This window comes from Gammaproteobacteria bacterium, from assembly GCA_034522055.1.
GTDB lineage: Bacteria > Pseudomonadota > Gammaproteobacteria > JAABTG01 > JAABTG01 > JAABTG01.
Window position 1 is genome coordinate 677,565 of record JAXHLS010000006.1, and the last position, 17,774, is coordinate 695,338.

Sequence of the window (17,774 nt, forward strand, 5' to 3'; positions counted from 1 at the left end):
CATGACGGCGGTAGCCATTTTCACCGACGATCCCGGCTGGCACGGGGCGCACCTGCGCGCCGCATTCGCGGGGCATGGCTGCGAATCCCGCTTCGTGACCCTGAACGACTGCAGCATCGTGCTCCGGACCGGCATGCCCGAGGTGCGTATACCGGGGTTCCGTGGCGCGCCTGCCGCTGCCTTCGTGCGTGGGGTGGCCGGGGGCACCCTCGAGGAGGTGGTGTTCCGTCTCAATGTGCTCCACGCCCTCAAGGCCGCCGGGACACGGGTCTACAACGACGGCCGGGCCATCGAGCGCTCCGTGGATAAGGGGCTGACCAGTTTCCTGCTGGCCGGGGCGGGGATCCCCACACCCCATACTCGAGTGACCGCGGATCCCGCGACCGCCACCGCCTTCGTGGAGGACGAACTCCGCGCCGGCCACACCGTGGTATCCAAGCCCCTGTTCGGTTCCCAGGGCAAGGGCGTGGTGCGCATCGGCCGGGTGGCGGACCTGCCGGACGCCGAAGCCGCCAATGGTGTGTGGTATCTACAGCGCTTCGTGGCCAGCGCCGGGCCCGAACCGGAGGACTGGCGCCTGTTCATCATCGGCGGGCGTACCGTGGCCGCCATGCGCCGCAGCAGTGGCAGTTGGCCCACCAATGTGGCCTGCGGCGCCCAATGTCATGCCGCCGTGCCGGCGGTCGAGGCGGCGGAGCTTGCGGAAAGGGCCACCCGTGTCCTGGACATGGACTACGCCGGGGTGGACCTGCTACGGGATCGAAGGGGTGCGTGGTGGCTGATCGAGGTCAACAGCATCCCCGCCTGGCGCGGCCTGGAGGAGGCCACCGGCATCGACGTGGCCGGCCTGCTGGCCGCCGATCTCCTCGACCGCATCCGGCAGCAGCAACGACCGCTGGAGGTGGTATGACGACCTCGTGGAACGCCCCGGACGAGATCCAGCGGGCCTATCGCGCGGCGTGCTGGCTGGAGGTTTCGGCCCTCAAGCCGGGTAACGTCTCCGAGACCTCGCCGGGCCACGGCATGACCGCCGCCGATTTCCATCTCAGCGCGTCCGTCACCGCCGGGATCCTGACCCAGCCGGGGTTGAGTCTGGGGGAGGCCATATGTCGTGCGGTGGCCATGACCAGGCGGCGGGTGGGATTCAACACCAACCTCGGGATCGTCCTGCTGTGCGCGCCACTGGCCCGTGCCGCCGCGGCCTGTGACGAGCCGCGGGAACTTCATGAGCGGCTGAAACAGGTGCTCGCAGAAACCTCCCGGGGCGACAGCGCCCGGGTCTTCGAGGCCATTCGGCTGGCCAATCCGGGCGGGCTGGGCAGCAGTGACAAGTACGACGTCCACAGCCCGCCCCGCGTGGGACTGCGACGGGTCATGGCCGCGGCCGCTCATCGCGACCTCATCGCCCGCCAGTATGTTACTGATTTCGAGGATGTGTTCGCCATCGCGTTGCCGCGTTTCCGGGCCCTGCGGACGAGCCGCAAGACCGAATGCTGCGCCGTGACGGAATTGTTCCTGTATCTGCTGGCGCAATACCCAGACAGTCACATCACCCGCAAACATGGGCCGAAAAAGGCGGCCGAAGTGACGCGGCGGGCCGTCGAGGCCCACGCATTACTCGCGACCTGTTCCGGGGTGCGGGCGAGACGGCATCTCGAGCAACTGGATGCCCGTCTCAAGGCCGAGGATATCAATCCCGGCACCACGGCAGACCTTACCGTCGCCACCCTGTTCCTGGACCGGCTGCTCAAGCAGCAGGATGTGGACATGGCGGCACGGTCTGTCCGGCGAGCGGATACCGAACGGATGCCCGTTCGGGAGGCCGCGTTCATTAGTTCCGAAAACGACGAAAGGAGTTACCAAAGATGGCAGTGATAAACAAAACGATGGTGGGCGAATCCCTGGTGGGCGATGGCAACGAGGTCGCGCACATCGACCTGATCATGGGGCCGCGCGGTTCTGCCGCCGAGACGGCGTTCTGCAATGCCCTGACCAACAACAAGGACGGCTTCACGAGCCTGCTGGCAGTGGTGGCTCCCAACCTGCCCACCAAGCCCAATACCATGATGTTCAACAAGGTGACCATCAAGGGTGCCAAGCAGGCCGTCCAGATGTTCGGTCCGGCCCAGCGGGGCGTGGCCATGGCGGTGGCGGATTGCGTGGAGAACGGCACCATCCCGGCCGATGAGGCCGATGATGTGTTCATCTGCGTGGGCGTCTTCATCCACTGGGAAGCAGAGGACGACAACAAGATCCAGGACTACAACTACCAGGCCACCAAGGAGTCCATCGAGCGTGCCGTTGCCGGCACACCGACGGCCGCCGAGGTGGTGGCAGGCAAGAAAGAGCAGGCTCATCCGTTCGCGGCCCATACCTGATCCGGAGGTCGGGGCTTCCACCACGGGTGGAAGCCCCAATACTCCCCGAGCCGAGGGGGAGACACAGACATGCGATGCGAAGAATGCACACAACAGGTGGAGATGCTGACCAACGAGCATCTGCGGGCGTGCAGTGGGCTGACGGTTCACGAGTACGCCATCCGGCACCATCTGCCCCTGGAGACGCTGCTGGCGCCCGGGCAGATCAACGCCGTGGACGATACGATTTATCCCCAGGCGACGGGGTTGCCGGGAGAGCAGGCGCGGGCGGTTTTACTGGGCCTGCGATGGGCGGGGCTGGTGCGGGAACGGGGCACCCTGGTAGAGGTGCCGGGAGAGATCAGACGTCTCGATTTGCTTTTTTGGCTCGAACAGCGGTTGCAGGATTACGGGTTTCGGTTCCGCCAGGAATACCGCTACGCCGACGCCACTCACCGCGTGGTGGCCAGCAACTGCCTGCGCGCGCGGGCGGCGAACCTGGGGCGGGCTCTGGGGACGCCCGTGGCAGTGGAGCCGCCTCCGGATTTTCTCCAGGCCCTGGCCGTGTTCGTCGCCCACGTGGCGGAATACCAGGCCGGCTACATCTTCATGCCCTTCGCCCGGGCGCTCGACGGTCGTGAAACGGCGTCCCGTCTGCGGCGGGAGTACGGCATCAACTGCGTGGAACTGGATGCCGCCGACACCCCCGAGGGGGGGCTGTTGCGCACCGACACCCTCGCCGACGCCCAGGCCCTGCTGCATCTCCTGGACGCCTCCCTGGGCACCATGCCGGGGGCATGGGAGCGTTTCGCTGCCTCCATGCCGGAGGCCACGGTATCCAAGGAACTGGTGTTCGATGCTGCCCATTTCATCACCGATCATCCCGCCAAGTGCTCCAACCTCCATGGCGGTCGCTACCTGCTCCACGTCCAGGTGTCGGGTCGTGTCGACCCGGTGACCGGCTGCGTGGTGGACTACGGCTATCTAAAGCGGGTAGTGAACCGCCTGGTGGTGGAGCGTTTCGATCACCACACCCTCAACTATGCCGCGCCGGAGTTGGCGTGGCGGTCCAGCACCGAGATGATCTGCGTCCACGTGTGGGAGTGTCTGGTGGACTATCTGCCGGGTCTTTCGGCCCTGCGGCTATACGAGACCAGCCAGTCATGGTGCGATTACCGTGGTCCTGGCCTCGCGGAGTACCAGGCCCGCGGCACCAGTCCCCTGCTCGATCATTTTCGACGCCTCGAGCGCCCGCGCAGCCGGGTGGCTGGCAGCGCAGTGCCGGAGCGTCCCCTGCGGGCGGTGGCCACCGGCTAAGCGGGTGGGCGGTGGTCACGCGGGCTGATGGTGCCGGCATGGAGGGCACTGGCCACCAGCACGCCGGCGGCGCCGGCAGCCTTCAGAGCGGCCAAGTCCCCGGGGTCGCGTACGCCTCCGGCGCTGTGGAAGCGGACATGGGGGGCACGCCGGCGGAAGGTTCGCAGGCGTTCCACGTCGGGACCGCGCTGGCTGCCCACGCGCGACAGGGACATGAGAATCACGTCCGGGGGCCAGGAGGCAGGCGCCCGCGCCATCTCCCGGGGACCCCGCAGTTGGGCACCATGGAAGTCCAGGGACAGGACGGCGCCACGGGCCTCGGGCCGGTGGAGCAGGGCGGGGTCCGTGAGGCTCTCCGAACCCAGTACGGGACGGCCGGCGCTCCGGTCGGTGAAGCGGCATAGGTCATCGGCGTCTGCGATGCCCGCATCGACCCACAGGGTCACCCCGTCGAGGCCCGCCGCGATGGCGGCGATGACGGCCTGATTGTGGCCCTGGCCCATGATGGCATCGAGATCCGCCACATAGAGGATGCGCACGGCAAAGGTGTCCACGTAGCGATGTGCGAGCCCGACTGGATCACCTGTGGGGCACAGGCGACTGCTGAGGGGGTGATAGTTGGCGCGGTCCCCCCGGCGGGCATGCACCGCGCGTCCATGCAGCAGATCGATGACCGGTATCAGGTGCAAGGCAAGGCTATGCGGATCTTCGCTTTCGAATACATTTCTGGGGGAGGTTTGGCCGGGCAGCCGATGATAGCCGGATTGGCGGAAGAGGGCGATATGATGCTGCGCGCCCTGGTCCGCGATCTGGTGCAGGTGCCGGGGGTGGAGGTGGTGATCACCCGAGACGCGCGGCTCGGCGATCCGGGCCTGCCGGTCATCACCCACATGGTGTGGAGTGCCGGCGACCTGGCGCGTTGCTGGGCCCGTTGTGTCCAGGAGGTGGAATGGGTGTGGCCCATCGCGCCGGAGACCGATGGGATCCTGGAATACCTGTCCGGGGCCGTGCTGGATGCCGGTCGCGGGCTCCTCAACAGCCGCCCCGAGGCGGTGCGGGTGGCCGCCAGCAAGGTGGATACGGCGGCCTGCCTGAAGGCCGCCGGGCTGCCTGCGATCGAGACCTGGCGGGCGGATGCGTTACCCTTGCTGGACGGCGGTGGCTGGGTGCTCAAGCCGGAACGGGGCGTGGGCTGTCAGGAGGCCCGCCTGTTCTGCGATAGGGCCGCCCTGGCAGCCGCCATCGCGGACAAGGAGCAGGGCGCCGGCGCGTGGGCGGTACAACCCTTCACCCCGGGGAGGCCGCCAGCCTGTCCCTGCTGGTGGCAGACGACAAGGTGACCCTGCTCGGCTGCAACCGCCAGCGGGTGGCCGTGGCGGATGATGGTTTCGTGTTGCTGGGCTGTGAGGTGAACGCGTTGGAGGGTGACCGCGGGCGTTACGAGGAGATTGCCCGGGGTGTGGTGGCGGCCATGCCCGGACTGTGGGGCTATGTGGGGGTGGACTTGATGATCACGGACGAGGGCCCGATGATCCTCGAGGTCAATCCCCGCCTCACTACGTCCTACGTGGGCCTCAGCCGCTCCCTGGAGGCCAACGTGGCCCATATGGTGTTGACCCTGGCGGGGCACGGCGCGCCGCCGGTGGGCGCGAGTTTCCCCGGACGCCGGGTGGAAGTGGATCTGGAGATGAATCATGTGGCCTGAGTCGTACAGCGTCGGTTGGGACGTGGGCGGTGCCCATCTCAAGATGGCGTGGGTGGATGATGCCGGACGGGTACGGGACGTGGCCCAGTTCACTACCCCGCTATGGCGCGGGCTGGACTGCCTGCGGGCCGCCATGGGCCGTGCCGTGGAGCGGCTGCCGCCGGCCGGCGGCCGCCACGGCATCACCATGACCGGAGAACTGGTGGACCTGTTCGGCAGCCGTCGCGAAGGGGTGGCGGCCCTCGCCGCCCTCATGGGAGGTGCCCTGTCCTCCCCACCCCTCCGTTTCTATGCCGGACCGCGGGGATTCGTCGCCGCCGAGGCCGCGGTCTCCCTCCACCCCTGGGTCGCGTCCGCCAACTGGCATGCCACCGCCGCCCTGGCCGCGGAATGCCTGGAGGCGGGGCTGCTGGTGGACGTGGGCAGCACCACGGCGGATGTGGTGCCCTTTGCGGCGGGACGCGTGACGGCGCGCGGTTACAGCGACGGCGAGCGCCTGGCCTTGGAAGAGTTGCTGTACACCGGCGTGTCCCGTACCCCCCTCATGGCCCTGGGAGAGGCGGTGCCGTTCAAAGGGGAGTGGGTAGGCGTGGTGGCTGAGCAGTTCGCCCACACGGCGGACGTCTACCGCCTGCTGGGCCGGCTGCCCGCCCTTGCCGACGTGGATGATACCGCCGACGGCCGCGGCCGGACGAGGGACGAGACCATGGCGCGCATCGCCCGCATGGTGGGCATGGATGTCGGAGAGGCCCCGCCCCAGGCATGGCACGGACTGGCCGCCTATTTCGCCGGCCGCCAGCTCGACCGCCTGCAACGGGCCTGCGCGCGCCACCTGTCCGCCGGCCTGCCGGCCCATGCGCCCCTGGTGGGGGCGGGCGTGGGCCGTTTCCTGGTGCGCGACCTGGCGGCGCTCCTCGACCGCCCCTTCGTCGACATCGCGGAACTCATGGAGCACACGGGCGCCGGCGCCGAGGCCGCCGACTGTGCGTCGGCGGTGGCCGTCGCCATGCTGATGGCGCGGGAGCCGGTAGCGTGTCCCGCCTGACCGAAATCCCCTACCGGGAGGACAGCGCGCCGCTGTTCGAGGCCCTCGTGGACCGCGCCTGGCCGGTGTTTCTGGACAGCGGGCGGCCCCGCATCACCAGCGGCCGCTACGATGTGCTGGCGGCCGATCCCTACGCCACCCTGGTGACCCGGGGCGGCGTCACCGAGATCCGGGACGCCGACGGGGTGACCCTGTCGCCGGCGGATCCCTTCGAGTTGCTGGCCCAACATCTGGCTCCCTCCGGGGACTCCGTGGGTGGGTTGCCTTTCTCCGGCGGTGCCCTGGGCTGGTTCGCCTATGATCTCGGCCGGCGCATCGAGACCCTGCCCAGCCGGGCCGTCGACGGAGAGCATATCCCCGACATGGCCGTGGGCCTATACGACTGGGCCCTGGTAGTGGACCACCAGGAGCGGCGCAGCTGGCTGGTGGGGCAGGGCCGGGATCCGCGCACCGCCGCATCCTGGAGCGACCTCAGTGCCATGTTCCGCGTCCCGCCCGTCGCCGCTCGGCGCCCGGACCTGCGATTGACCGGCCCCCTGGCGAGCAACATGAGCCGCCATCAGTACGGGACCGCCTTCGCGCGCATCCAGGACTATATCCGGGCCGGAGACTGCTACCAGGTGAACCTGGCCCAGCGTTTCGCCGCTCCGGCGCGGGGCCACGCCTGGCCCGCCTACCGCCGCCTGCGGGCCCTCAATCCGGCACCTTTCGCCGCCTACATGGGCACGCCCTATGGGGAGGTCTTGAGTTCATCTCCCGAACGGTTCCTGAGTCTTCGGGAGGGCCGCGTGGAGAGCCGCCCCATCAAGGGTACGCGGCCGCGGGGCGGTGGCCCGGAGGCGGATGCGGCCCTGGCCCGGGAACTGGCCATCAGCCCCAAGGACCGGGCCGAGAACCTGATGATCGTGGATCTGCTGCGCAACGATCTGGGGCGGGTGTGCCGGCCCGGCTCGGTCCGCGTGCCCGGCCTGTTCGAGGTGGAGAGCTACGCCACCGTGCATCATCTGGTGAGCACCGTGACGGGAGAGCTGGCCGCCGGTCATGATGCCACCACCCTGCTGCGGGCCTGCTTCCCGGGGGGCTCCATCACCGGTGCCCCCAAGATCAGGGCCATGGAGATCATCGAGGAACTGGAGCCCCAGCGCCGCGGCGTCTATTGCGGATCCGTGGGTTACATCGGTTTCGACGGCGCCATGGATACCAATATCGCCATCCGCACCCTGGTCTACAACCGCGATACCATCCGCCTGTGGGCGGGTGGCGGCATCGTCCATGATTCCACCATGGCCGCGGAGTACCAGGAAACCCTGGACAAGGCGGCCGCCCTGCTGCGGCTGCTGGAACCCGACGAGATGGCCCATGTGGGTGGTTAAGCTGGGCGGCAGCCTGTGGCGGGGCGGCTGGCTGGCTCCCTGGTGCCACGTACTGGCGGACCTCCCGGGGCCCCTGCTGGTGGTGCCGGGAGGGGGCTTCTTCGCAGATCGGGTACGGGCGGCCCAGGGTCGCCAGGGCTTCTCCGACCTCACCGCCCATCGTCTGGCCCTCAAGGCCATGGACCGCATGGCGGCCCTGCTGTGCCGCCTGGAACCGCGCCTCCAGCCGACCCGCAGTCTCCATGGGACGGAGGCGCCCCATCGCGTATGGATGCCATTCGCCGACCTCTCGCGGGATACCTCCGTGACCGCCGACTGGACCGTCACCTCCGACAGCCTGGCGGCTCTGGCGGCCCGCCGTACCGGGGCCCGGGGCCTGGTGGTGGTCAAGTCGGCACGCCTCAAGGGGCGCACGGCCGAGGCATCGCGGCTGGCGGCGGCGGGGGTGGTGGATGCCGCCTTTCCGAGCCTGGCTGCCGATTGCGGCTGTCCGGTGTGGCTGGTCCATCGCAGCCAGGGGCGGGCCATGGCCGGCCTGGCCCGCGGTGGCCCGGAAGACGGCCTGCGGCTATGCTTTCCCCATACCCCCTGACGGCCCGCCCCGGCGGCGGCGTCGAGGCAGCGTTGGGTAGTTCTACGTATTTACAACTGTTTAGTGGCGTCGCTAACTGGGGCCTATCCGCGGGCATGATCACCGTGGGACGGGGCCGGAGGAGTGGATGGAAGAGCCGAATCAACGGAATCATGAGGAACTGGTACTGACTGCGGTGAATGGCGGTGCCACGTCCTGTCGTATCGAACCCTGCGTGCTGGAGTCCTGGCGGCGTTGCGTGGACGCCTTCGAGCTGGATCCGGAGGCCCGGCGCGAGCCCACCTTCGTGGAGCGGGCGGATCTGGAACTGCGCCGGGAGAAGTACTGCAACCTGACCAAGATCGCCAAGCTGGAGATGACCAATCTGTTCCAGCAGATCGCCGGCTCCGGCTGCTCCATCCTCCTCACGGACGACGATGGCGTGGTGCTCAATTACGTAGGGGATCCGTTGTTCACCACCGCCGCCGCCAGCACCGGACTCAATCCCGGGGCGGTATGGTCGGAGGAGACCCAGGGTACCAACGGCATGGGTACCTGCCTGGTGGAGAAGCGGCCCCTGGTGATCCACCGCAATGAGCATTTCCTCACCAAGAACATCGGACTGACCTGTTCCGCGGCCCCCATATTCGATCCCTCCGGCCGCGTGGCGGGCGTGTTGGATGCCTCCAGCGAATCCCGGATGGCCCAGCAGCACACCATGGTGCTGGTGAACATGTCGGCCCAACTCATCGAGAACCGGCTGTTCGTGTGCGAGATGCGGGACCAGTTCCTGCTGCGTTTCCACAGTCGCCCGGAATTCGTCAGCACCCTGGGGGAGGGGGTCATCGCCTTCTCACCCTCCGGGGAGATCAAGGCCGCCAATCGCAGCGCCCTGTTCCAACTGGGCTTCGATGATCTTGAGGCGGTACGGGGCCGCACCCTCGAGGATCTCTTCAATGTCCGCCTCGACGAGGCCCTGAACCAGGCCCGCACCACCGGTGGACATCCCCAGACCCTGCACGAGACCCGCCATCGCCGGCGATTCTACGGCACCTTCCAGACCCCCATGGACGAGGCCGGGCGCACCGTTCACACGCCGTCTATCGTCGCCCGCACGACTCAGGGATCGCCCCTGGAGCAGCTCGAATTCGGCGATGCGCGCATGCGCCGCAATATCCACCGCGCCACCAAGCTCCTGGAACGGGACATCCCGCTGCTCATCCTGGGAGAGACGGGTACCGGCAAGGACGTGTTCGCCAAGGCCGCCCACCAAGCCAGCAGCCGCCGCCACAAGCCCTACGTGGCGGTGAACTGTGCCTCCATACCCGAGACGCTTATCGAAAGCGAACTCTTCGGCTACCAGCCCGGCGCCTTCACGGGTGCCAGCCGTGAGGGCAGCCGCGGCAAGATCGCGCAGGCCCATGGCGGCACCCTGTTCCTGGACGAGATCGGCGACATGCCCCTGCAGTTACAGGCGCGGCTGTTGCGGGTGCTGGAGGAACGGGAGGTAATCCCCCTGGGGGGCGAGACCCCGGTGAGCGTGGACATCCGGCTCATCAGCGCCACCCATCAGGACCTCCAGACTCGGGTTGCCGAGGGCAGCTTCAGGGAGGACCTCTTCTACCGACTTCATGGCATCAGCCTGGTGATGCCGCCGTTACGCGAACGGGAGGACCGCCTGCCCCTCATACATCATCTGCTGGAAGAGGAAGCCGGTGGCCCGGGGCGGGTGCGGGTGGATGATGACGCCCTGGCGCTCCTGGACCGCTTCGAATGGCCGGGCAACATCCGTCAACTGCGCAACGTGCTGCGTACCCTGGTGGGCCTGTCGGAGAATGGTGTCATCGGTCTGGGCGACCTGCCCGATGAGATGTTCAGCGCAGAAGGGGCCGAGCCGGGTGAGGCCACTCGGCCCAGCAGTCCTTTGGATATCGCCGAGCGCGACGCCATCATCAGAGAGATGGAGGCGGCCCACTGGAACGTGACACGGGTTGCGTCAAAACTGGATATCAGCCGCAACACCCTGTACCGCAAGATGAAACGCTTCGGGATACGCCCGCCGCGTTAGGGACATGCTGATTGTTGGCCATCCCCGGCCAAAATCAGCCTGGTATGGCGAAACGCCGATTCCGTCTTCCTGGCGCGGCTTTTGCTTCGTACCCCACGTGAACGCCCCCGTCAGGAACCATCCCAGGATCACCCCAGGATCACCCCCAGGATCACCCCCAGGATCACCCCCATGATCACCCATGAACGTTTCGCCGTCCGGGTGAGCCCGGGCGAGCTGCATTTCAATGCCGCCCATTTCATCACCTTCGACGGCACCTGCGAGAACCTCCACGGCCACAATTTCCACGTCCTGCTGGAGGCCCGGGGCGACAACGCGCCCGATGCCTACGTCATCGATTTCGTACGTCTCACCCGCATGGCGGTGGCCATCTGCCGGGAACTCCATGACGGTGTGCTGTTGCCCGGCGCCAGCAGCGAGGTCCACCTCCGGGAGGAGGAGTGCATGGTGCACGTCACGAGCTATGACAAGCGCTTCGCCCTGCCGGCGGCCAGCTGCATCATCCTGCCCCTGCCCAATACCACGGCCGAGATGCTGGCGGCCCACGTGGCCAATCGCCTGCTGCAGGAACTGGCCGCCGCCGGTGCCCTGGCCAACCTGCACACCCTCGAGGTGGCGGTGGAGGAGGCCGACGACCAATGGGGGGTGTGTATCCGCGAGCTGAGGGGCAACGACTGAGGCGGTGCCCCAAAGGCAAAGGCATGTCAGCCGGGACCCCGCCCTCGCGCTGTGGTGTGATGACTCGGCCGGCCGGCGTTTTCGCATACACTCTGGGGTCGACCCCGTGGAGGATCCGAGCGGCGCCCCGGGCCCGTTGACGACATGGCCGAACATATCCTGTTTCTAACCGGCAGCCTCGCCGAGCAGAGCCTGAGACGCGTCCTCGAGGGGCTGGACCTGCCGGACGCCACCTGGGAGGTGCGCTCCCTGGGTCTCAAGGTGGCCGGCCTCATGACCGCCGACATGGTGGCGCGCCGCCTCAAGGACACGGGCGGCGCCCAGCGGGTGATGCTTCCCGGGCGCTGCCGGGGCGAACTCGGCCCCCTCGAGGCACACTTCGGGATCCCCTTCGAGCGGGGGCCGGAAGAGTTACGGGACCTGCCCGAGTTCTTCGGCCGCCACGGCGGCCCCCCGGACCTTTCCCGCCACGCCGTGACCCTGTTCGCGGAGTTGGTGGATGCCCCCCACCTGTCCCTGGAGGCCATCCTCGAACGCGCCACGGCCTACCGGGACGACGGCGCGGATGTCATCGACCTCGGTTGCCTGCCCGACGTGCCCTTCCCCCACCTGGGCGAGGCGGTGCGGGCCCTCAAGGCGGCCGGCCATCGGGTCAGCGTGGATTCCCTGCGCCCGCAGGACCTGCTGGAAGGGGGCCGGGCGGGGGCCGATTTCCTCCTCAGCCTGACCCGGGAAACCCTGTGGATCGCGGATGAGGTGGCGGCGACCCCTGTCGTCATCCCCGCCGACCACGGCGACCTCGATGCCCTGGTAGAGGCCGCCGCGCTCCTGGAGGCGCGCGGGCGGGCCTGTATCCTCGACCCGGTCCTCGATCCCATCCACTTCGGCTTCACCGACGCCCTGGTACGCTACCACACCCTGCGTCGCCTGCTGCCGGAGGCGGAGATCATGATGGGGATCGGCAACCTGTCGGAACTCACGGAGGCCGATACCACCGGCATCAACGGCTTGCTCATGGGGGTGGTGTCGGAACTGGGGATCGGCCATGTCCTCACCACCCAGGTGAGCCCCCACTGTCGCAGCGTGGTGAGGGAGGTGGACCTGGCGCGGCGCCTGATGTTCAGGGCCCGGGAAGATGGGTCTTTGCCCAAGCTCATCCACGGCGGCCTGTCGCCGCTGCACGAACGCCGGCCCTTTCCCTATACGGCGGCGGAGGTCCACGAGATGGCGGGGGCCGTGCGCGATCCCAGCTACCGTATCCAGGTGAGCGCCGAGGGCATTCATATCTACAATCGTGACGGCTTCCACAGCGCCGCCGACCCCTTCGACCTCTACCCGGCATTGGATGTGGCCGGGGATGGTGGACACGCTTTCTATCTGGGGGTGGAACTGGGGCGCGCCCAGATCGCCCACCAACTGGGCAAGCGCTACACCCAGGACCAGCCCCTGACCTGGGGCTGCGCGGTGGCGCCTGCGGCGGACGAGGACGATTCGGACTACGCGACCCCCGGCACCACCCTTCGTCCCCGCCGCAGCGCAAACCACAAAAAAAACAGATGAAATGCAACCACGAAATACGCGAAAGACACGAAAGAGAAAGCTGTAGGTCGGGCTTCAGCCCGACAGCCTGGTGGTGGTACCGACCCGGCCCGAGGTGTGCGCGGCGGGGTCTGGGTGTCGGGATGAATCCCGACCTACATTCGTGCCGCCGGAACAGGCGGTGTCTTGTCTTCGTGGGTCGGGCTGTAGGTCGGGTTGTTGGTCGGGCTGTAGGTCGGGCTTCAGCCCGACAGCCTGCGGGTGGTACCGACCCGGCCCGTGGCATGCGCGGCGGGCTCTAATGTCGGGATGAATCCCGACCTACATTCGTGCCGCCGGAACAGGCGGGGTCTTGTATTCGTGGGTCGGGCTGTAGGTCGGGCTTCAGCCCGACAGCCTGCGGGTGATCCCGGCCTGAGAGTCAGGGCCTGGTGGGCAGTTGGTCCGCGAATTGCTGTGCACTGGGACATGACCCAACAACCCTGCGGTGAAACCCCCATCTCATGACACAACAGGCTATGGCAACCAATGACGCTGCGGTCCCCTGTCCATTCTGCGGGCTGGGCTGTGACGATCTGTCACTCACCGGGGGCAGTGACTCACCCCGTTTGGAGGCCGCGGGATGTCCCAAGGCGGAGGAAGGGTTCAGCCTCGCCCTCGGGGCTCCGGCGGCGACCCCGGCCATCGCCGGGCGGCGCTGCACCCTGGATGAGGCCGTGGAGCACGCGGGCCGCCTGCTGGCGGAGGCCCGCCTGCCCCTGTTCGCTGGGCTGGCCGGCGACCTTCTGGATATCCAGGCCGCCCTGCGTCTCGCCGAGGCCGCGGGTGGGGTGGTGGACCACCGCAACGGCGCCGGTCTGACCGCCGCGGCGGCGGCACTGCAGGCCGGCGGTCTCATGACCACCAGTCTCGGGGATGCCCGCAACCGGGCGGATCTGTGGTTGCTGGTGGGGGATGTGCCCCGGCGTTTCCCCCGCATCACTGAGCGCCTGCTGGAGCCGCGGGAACGCCTCCACATGGATGACATGCCAGAGGCCCTGGTGATTGGCGAGGCGCCGCCTGCGGGAACCTCGGGCGGCGCCTTCGAGCACCTGCCCGTGCCTGCGGGAGGCCTCCATGACTTCATCCAGGTGCTGCGGGCACGCCTGGCGGGCCGTCACCTTGATGGCGAACCTGATGCCGGCATCGAGGCCCTGGTGCAGCGACTCGGGAACGCCCGCTTCCCGGTCATCGTCTATGCCCCCGCCGCCCTGGGCGACCACGGGGACCTGGTGATCCGGGCCCTGGGCGGCCTGGTGCGCACCCTCAACGACAGCGGCCGGGCGGCCCTGCTGCCCCTGGGGGGCGGCGACGGCGATGTCTCTGCCCATCAGGCGGCCGCCTGGCACAGTGGCTTCGGCATGGGCACCAGTTTCCACAGCGGCGTCCCCGAGTACGATCCGGCCCTGTGGTCCACGGGGCGCCTGCTGGCCTCGGGGGAGGCCGACCTGCTGGTGTGGGTGAGCTCCCTCGATGCCGCGCCGCCGCCCGCGACTGCCGTCCCCACCCTGGTATTCGGTCATCCGGCCAGCCGTTTCGACGCGACCCCGGAGCTGTTCGTGCCCCTGGCCGTGCCCGGCGTCCATCGTCACGGCGTCGTCCATCGCGGCGACGGTCCGGCCCTGCTGCCCCTCAAGGCCCTCACGGCCAGCGAGCTGCCGGCCGGGGCAGAGGTCTTCGAACGCCTGGCGGCCGGGCTGGGGACGGAGGTGCAATCATGACGACGGTACGGCTGACCGGCGGGCGGGTCTACGACCCGGCCCATGGCGTGAAAGGCGAGGTGCGTGATCTGTGGATGCGCGACGGCCACATCATCGCCCCTCCCGCGGAGCCGGGCGAGGCCCAGACGGTGGACGTGTCCGGCAAGGTGGTGATGGCCGGCGCCATCGACATCCACAGCCACATCGCCGGCGGCAACGTGAACACCGCGCGGGTCCTGATGCCCGAGCAGCACCTGGCGGAACAGGCCCGCTATCCCCACTACCCGTTCTCGGGGGCCAAGTGGTCGGCCTTCGACACCGGTTATCGTTACGCCGAGATGGGCTTCACCACGGTGGTGGAGCCGGCGGTGCTGCCCCTCAACGCGGTGCAGGCCCACGCCGAGCTGGCCGCCATTCCCATCATCGATACCGCCGGCCTCGCCATCCTCGGCAACGACGATTTCCTGCTGCGCCTGTTGCGGGACGGCGCCGAGCAGCAGACCGTCAACGACTACGTGGCCTGGACCCTGCGCGCCACCCGCTGCCTGGGCCTCAAGGTGATCAACGCCGGCGGCGCCACCGCCTTCAAGCACAATGCCCGCAGCTTCGGCCTGGACGACGTGGTGCCCATGTACGGCGTCACCTCCCGCGAGATCCTGCAGAAATTGCAACGGGCGGTGGTGGAACTGGGCATCGGCCACCCGGTGCACGTGCACTGCAACAACCTCGGGGTGGCGGGCAACGTGGAGACCGCCCTGGCCACCATCGAGGCGGCGGGGGGCATGCCCATGCATCTGGCCCACATCCAGTTCTACGGCTACGGCGACGAGGGGCGGCGCCACTTCTCCAGCGGCGCGGCGCGCCTCACCGACGCCATCAACCGTAATCCCAACATCACGGTGGACGTGGGGCAGGTGCTGTTCGGCCAGACCGTCACCATCTCGGGGGACGTACTGCGTCAGTTCGATGCCCGGAGCATTGCCAGCCCTAAGAAGTGGGCGGTATGGGAGGCCGAGGACGGCGGCGGCGGCATCGTGCCCTTTAAGTATCGCGAGAACAACTACGTCAACGCCCTGCAGTGGGCCATCGGCCTGGAGATATTCCTCCTGGTGGACGATCCCTGGCGGGTGTTCTTCACTACCGACCATCCCAACGGCGCCCCCTTCACCCGCTATCCGGAGCTGTTCCACCTACTCATGGATCGCGATTACCGGAATTCCTGGCTGGCGCGCATCCACGCCGGCGCCGCCGATGCCTCCCTGCTGCGCCACCTGGATCGGGAATACGGCCTCGACGACATCGCCGTCATGACGCGCGCGGCGCCCGCCCGTCTGCTCGGCCTGCCGGATCGCGGTCACCTCGGACCGGGAGCGGTGGCCGACGTGGCGGTTTATTCCGAGCAGGAGGACAAGGCGGCCATGTTCCGGCGCGCCCATCTGGTGTACAAGGATGGCCGGAAGGTGGTGGAGGAGGGCCGGGTGGTGAACGTGGTGAAGGGACGCACCCACGCGGTGGCCCCCGCCTTCGATCCCGGCATCGCCGATCCCCTGGGAGATTATTTCCATCGCTACCACCTGGTGCGCATGGAAAACTATGCCCTGTTGCCGGAGTGGCTGCCCCGCACCCTAGGCAGCGAGCTGGTGGTTCACTGACGGAGACCCCATGAGCGAGTATATCCGCGAAGTCATTCTCACCACCCGCCGGGCCGACGGCAGCCCCCACATCGCCCCCATGGGGGTGCGGGATCGGGATGGCGAGGTGCTCATCGCGCCCTTCAAGCCCTCGGGTACCCTGGACAACCTGCTGCGAGAGGGCCGTGCCGTCATCAACCTCACGGACGACGTGCGCGTCTACGCGGGCTGTCTGACGGGCCACCACGGATGGCCGGTGACGGCGGCGGAGCACATCGACGGCATACGCCTCGCCGGGGCCCTGGCCCACGAGGAACTGGTGGTGGAACGGGTTGAGGAGGACGAGGTGCGCCCGCGCCTGTATTGCCGGGTGGCCCACCGCGGCATCCACGGGCCCTTCCGCGGCTTCAATCGCGCCCAGGCGGCGGTGCTGGAACTGGCCATCCTGGTGAGCCGGCTGCACATGCTGCCCCGTTCCCGAGTCGAGGGGGAGATGGAATACCTGCGTAACGCCCTGGACAAGACGGCAGGGGAACGCGAACGCACGGCCTGGGAATGGTTGGAGGAACGTGTGGAGCAGCACCGGCGGCAGTGCGCATGACCCACATGCTGGCCAGCGTGACCCATCCCGCGGAGGCCCTGCTGGCCCTGGCGGGCGGTGCGGACATTATCGACTGCAAGGACCCCGGCAACGGCGCCCTGGGGGCCCTGCCGGCCGCCACGGTGGAGGCCATCATCGCCGCGGTGGCGGGACGTGTGCCGGTGAGTGCCACGGTCGGGGATCTGCCGGGGCGGCCCGAACTCCTGGCCCCGGCCATCCGCTACATGGGGGCCACCGGCGTTGACCTGGTCAAGGTGGGGCTGTTCAAGACCCGGGGCATCGATTCCCTGTTGAACGCCCTCGCACCCTTGGCCCGGCGTCACGCCCTGGTGGCGGTGCTGTTCGCCGACTGCCGTCCCCAGCTCAAGGTGATCCCGACTCTGGCGCGGGCCGGCTTCGAAGGGGTGATGCTGGATACCGCGGACAAGGCGTCCGGGGGGCTGCTGGAAGCCTCCGGCATGGGCCTGCTGGAAGCCTTCGTGGCCGCGGCCCGGGAGGCAGAGCTGCGCTGTGGTCTGGCGGGCGGCATCGGCGCCGGCGCCATTGCGGGGCTGTTGCCCCTGGGGGTGGACTACCTGGGCTTCCGCGGCGCCCTGTGCGAAGAGGGGCGCACCACCCGTCTCTCCGCCGCCGCCGTGAAGCGGGTGCGCAGTCGCATCCCGCGGTGGGTGGCGCCATCGTCCATGACGCCGCCCGCGGAGCCCGCGCCCATCCGTCCATGAGCGCCCCCCTGCTGTGCCCGGAGATCCTGCGCCAGCGCCTGATCATCGAGGGGCTGTACCGTATACCTCCCCCCGACCCCGCTTTCATCCGCGCCTTCCTGCTGGACCTCGGTGCGGCCCTGGGCATGCATCCCTTGTGCGACGTACTGGTGTTCTCTCCCGACGAGGTGAGCGAACTCCACCACGGCATCGCCGGATTTCTGCCCTGGGCGGAGTCGGGCTGCTCCCTCTACACCTGGTCCGAGCGGCGTTTCTTCGTGGTGGAGGTCTTCTCCTGCAAGGCCTTCGATGCCGATGCCTGCCGTGATTACGCGGCTGGACGCTTCGCCACCGACACCATAGAGATGCGGTTGGTCTGAAGAAAGCTCGTCAGCAGAATTCGTGGATGTAAAGAGAAGAATTTCCTCTCGCCAAGCCGCCAAGAACAC

General features: G+C 68.3%; 18 protein-coding genes. 17 read left to right on the top strand and 1 reads right to left on the bottom strand.

Annotation, left to right across the window (positions count from 1 at the left end; genetic code table 11):
• Window position 1 precedes the first annotated feature (1 nt).
• The 4 genes from U5S82_21935 to U5S82_21950 all read left to right on the top strand — a co-directional run bounded on the left by U5S82_21935 (window position 2) and on the right by U5S82_21950 (window position 3,674).
• Window positions 2-910, top strand: coding sequence for a RimK family alpha-L-glutamate ligase (locus tag U5S82_21935; protein MDZ7754221.1), 909 nt, complete (start codon window positions 2-4; stop codon window positions 908-910).
• Window positions 907-1,875, top strand: coding sequence for a triphosphoribosyl-dephospho-CoA synthase (locus tag U5S82_21940; GenBank protein ID MDZ7754222.1), 969 nt, complete (start codon window positions 907-909; stop codon window positions 1,873-1,875). Before U5S82_21935 ends, U5S82_21940 begins: the two co-directional genes overlap by 4 nt.
• Window positions 1,866-2,378, top strand: coding sequence for a formaldehyde-activating enzyme (gene fae, locus U5S82_21945; protein ID MDZ7754223.1), 513 nt, complete (start codon window positions 1,866-1,868; stop codon window positions 2,376-2,378). Before U5S82_21940 ends, fae begins: the two co-directional genes overlap by 10 nt.
• A gap of 69 nt (window positions 2,379-2,447) precedes the next feature.
• Window positions 2,448-3,674 (top strand): 6-carboxytetrahydropterin synthase, encoded by a 1,227-nt coding sequence (locus U5S82_21950; protein MDZ7754224.1) that lies wholly within the window; start codon window positions 2,448-2,450, stop codon window positions 3,672-3,674.
• Here the strand turns inward: U5S82_21950 and U5S82_21955 are convergent.
• Complete coding sequence (locus U5S82_21955) at window positions 3,671-4,363, bottom strand: HisA/HisF-related TIM barrel protein (GenBank protein ID MDZ7754225.1); 693 nt, start codon at window positions 4,361-4,363, stop codon at window positions 3,671-3,673. The two genes, U5S82_21950 and U5S82_21955, sit on opposite strands and share 4 nt — an antisense overlap.
• A 75-nt stretch (window positions 4,364-4,438) precedes the next feature.
• On the opposite strand from U5S82_21955, the gene U5S82_21960 reads away from it, so the two are divergent.
• The 13 genes from U5S82_21960 to U5S82_22020 all read left to right on the top strand — a co-directional run bounded on the left by U5S82_21960 (window position 4,439) and on the right by U5S82_22020 (window position 17,705).
• Window positions 4,439-5,014: a hypothetical protein gene (locus tag U5S82_21960; protein MDZ7754226.1), complete on the top strand. Its 576-nt coding sequence runs from the start codon at window positions 4,439-4,441 to the stop codon at window positions 5,012-5,014.
• Entirely contained in the window at window positions 4,945-5,379 is a 435-nt protein-coding gene (locus U5S82_21965; protein MDZ7754227.1) for an ATP-grasp domain-containing protein, read from the top strand. The genes U5S82_21960 and U5S82_21965 overlap by 70 nt, the downstream gene beginning before the upstream one ends.
• Window positions 5,369-6,424, top strand: a complete 1,056-nt coding sequence (locus U5S82_21970) for a hydantoinase/oxoprolinase family protein (GenBank protein ID MDZ7754228.1) — start codon at window positions 5,369-5,371, stop codon at window positions 6,422-6,424. The genes U5S82_21965 and U5S82_21970 overlap by 11 nt, the downstream gene beginning before the upstream one ends.
• The gene (gene pabB, locus U5S82_21975) at window positions 6,412-7,797 is read left to right on the top strand and encodes an aminodeoxychorismate synthase component I (protein ID MDZ7754229.1); all 1,386 of its coding nucleotides are present in this window, start codon (window positions 6,412-6,414) and stop codon (window positions 7,795-7,797) included. The genes U5S82_21970 and pabB overlap by 13 nt, the downstream gene beginning before the upstream one ends.
• The gene (locus tag U5S82_21980; GenBank protein ID MDZ7754230.1) at window positions 7,784-8,389 is read left to right on the top strand and encodes an aspartate/glutamate/uridylate kinase; all 606 of its coding nucleotides are present in this window, start codon (window positions 7,784-7,786) and stop codon (window positions 8,387-8,389) included. Before pabB ends, U5S82_21980 begins: the two co-directional genes overlap by 14 nt.
• Window positions 8,390-8,516: 127 nt before the next feature.
• Window positions 8,517-10,436 carry a sigma-54-dependent Fis family transcriptional regulator gene (locus tag U5S82_21985; GenBank protein MDZ7754231.1) on the top strand — a complete coding sequence of 640 codons (1,920 nt, stop codon included), beginning with the start codon at window positions 8,517-8,519 and terminating at the stop codon, window positions 10,434-10,436.
• A 171-nt stretch (window positions 10,437-10,607) separates the two neighbouring features.
• Window positions 10,608-11,114 (top strand): 6-carboxytetrahydropterin synthase, encoded by a 507-nt coding sequence (locus tag U5S82_21990; GenBank protein ID MDZ7754232.1) that lies wholly within the window; start codon window positions 10,608-10,610, stop codon window positions 11,112-11,114.
• Window positions 11,115-11,258: 144 nt separating this feature from the next.
• A complete protein-coding gene (locus U5S82_21995; protein ID MDZ7754233.1) occupies window positions 11,259-12,674 on the top strand; it encodes a DUF6513 domain-containing protein in 1,416 nt (471 codons plus the stop codon).
• Between the two features lie 497 nt (window positions 12,675-13,171).
• Window positions 13,172-14,413: a hypothetical protein gene (locus U5S82_22000; GenBank protein MDZ7754234.1), complete on the top strand. Its 1,242-nt coding sequence runs from the start codon at window positions 13,172-13,174 to the stop codon at window positions 14,411-14,413.
• A complete protein-coding gene (locus tag U5S82_22005) occupies window positions 14,410-16,044 on the top strand; it encodes a formylmethanofuran dehydrogenase subunit A (GenBank protein MDZ7754235.1) in 1,635 nt (544 codons plus the stop codon). Before U5S82_22000 ends, U5S82_22005 begins: the two co-directional genes overlap by 4 nt.
• A gap of 10 nt (window positions 16,045-16,054) precedes the next feature.
• A complete protein-coding gene (locus tag U5S82_22010) occupies window positions 16,055-16,624 on the top strand; it encodes a DUF447 family protein (GenBank protein ID MDZ7754236.1) in 570 nt (189 codons plus the stop codon).
• Window positions 16,621-17,346: a (5-formylfuran-3-yl)methyl phosphate synthase gene (locus U5S82_22015; GenBank protein MDZ7754237.1), complete on the top strand. Its 726-nt coding sequence runs from the start codon at window positions 16,621-16,623 to the stop codon at window positions 17,344-17,346. Before U5S82_22010 ends, U5S82_22015 begins: the two co-directional genes overlap by 4 nt.
• A complete protein-coding gene (locus U5S82_22020; GenBank protein MDZ7754238.1) occupies window positions 17,343-17,705 on the top strand; it encodes an S-adenosylmethionine decarboxylase in 363 nt (120 codons plus the stop codon). Before U5S82_22015 ends, U5S82_22020 begins: the two co-directional genes overlap by 4 nt.
• Window positions 17,706-17,774: the final 69 nt, after the last annotated feature.

What these genes read in the sequence shown, in the direction of transcription:
- U5S82_21935 (MDZ7754221.1), top strand. Translation starts at nt 2, where the DNA reads ATGACGGCGGTAGCCATTTTCACCGACGATCCCGGCTGGCACGGGGCG.
- U5S82_22000 (MDZ7754234.1), top strand. Translation starts at nt 13,172, where the DNA reads ATGGCAACCAATGACGCTGCGGTCCCCTGTCCATTCTGCGGGCTGGGC.
- U5S82_22005 (MDZ7754235.1), top strand. Translation starts at nt 14,410, where the DNA reads ATGACGACGGTACGGCTGACCGGCGGGCGGGTCTACGACCCGGCCCAT.
- U5S82_21940 (MDZ7754222.1), top strand. Translation starts at nt 907, where the DNA reads ATGACGACCTCGTGGAACGCCCCGGACGAGATCCAGCGGGCCTATCGC.
- U5S82_22010 (MDZ7754236.1), top strand. Translation starts at nt 16,055, where the DNA reads ATGAGCGAGTATATCCGCGAAGTCATTCTCACCACCCGCCGGGCCGAC.
- U5S82_21950 (MDZ7754224.1), top strand. Translation starts at nt 2,448, where the DNA reads ATGCGATGCGAAGAATGCACACAACAGGTGGAGATGCTGACCAACGAG.
- U5S82_22015 (MDZ7754237.1), top strand. Translation starts at nt 16,621, where the DNA reads ATGACCCACATGCTGGCCAGCGTGACCCATCCCGCGGAGGCCCTGCTG.
- U5S82_22020 (MDZ7754238.1), top strand. Translation starts at nt 17,343, where the DNA reads ATGAGCGCCCCCCTGCTGTGCCCGGAGATCCTGCGCCAGCGCCTGATC.
- U5S82_21980 (MDZ7754230.1), top strand. Translation starts at nt 7,784, where the DNA reads ATGTGGGTGGTTAAGCTGGGCGGCAGCCTGTGGCGGGGCGGCTGGCTG.
- U5S82_21970 (MDZ7754228.1), top strand. Translation starts at nt 5,369, where the DNA reads ATGTGGCCTGAGTCGTACAGCGTCGGTTGGGACGTGGGCGGTGCCCAT.
- U5S82_21985 (MDZ7754231.1), top strand. Translation starts at nt 8,517, where the DNA reads ATGGAAGAGCCGAATCAACGGAATCATGAGGAACTGGTACTGACTGCG.
- U5S82_21990 (MDZ7754232.1), top strand. Translation starts at nt 10,608, where the DNA reads ATGATCACCCATGAACGTTTCGCCGTCCGGGTGAGCCCGGGCGAGCTG.
- U5S82_21995 (MDZ7754233.1), top strand. Translation starts at nt 11,259, where the DNA reads ATGGCCGAACATATCCTGTTTCTAACCGGCAGCCTCGCCGAGCAGAGC.
- fae (MDZ7754223.1), top strand. Translation starts at nt 1,866, where the DNA reads ATGGCAGTGATAAACAAAACGATGGTGGGCGAATCCCTGGTGGGCGAT.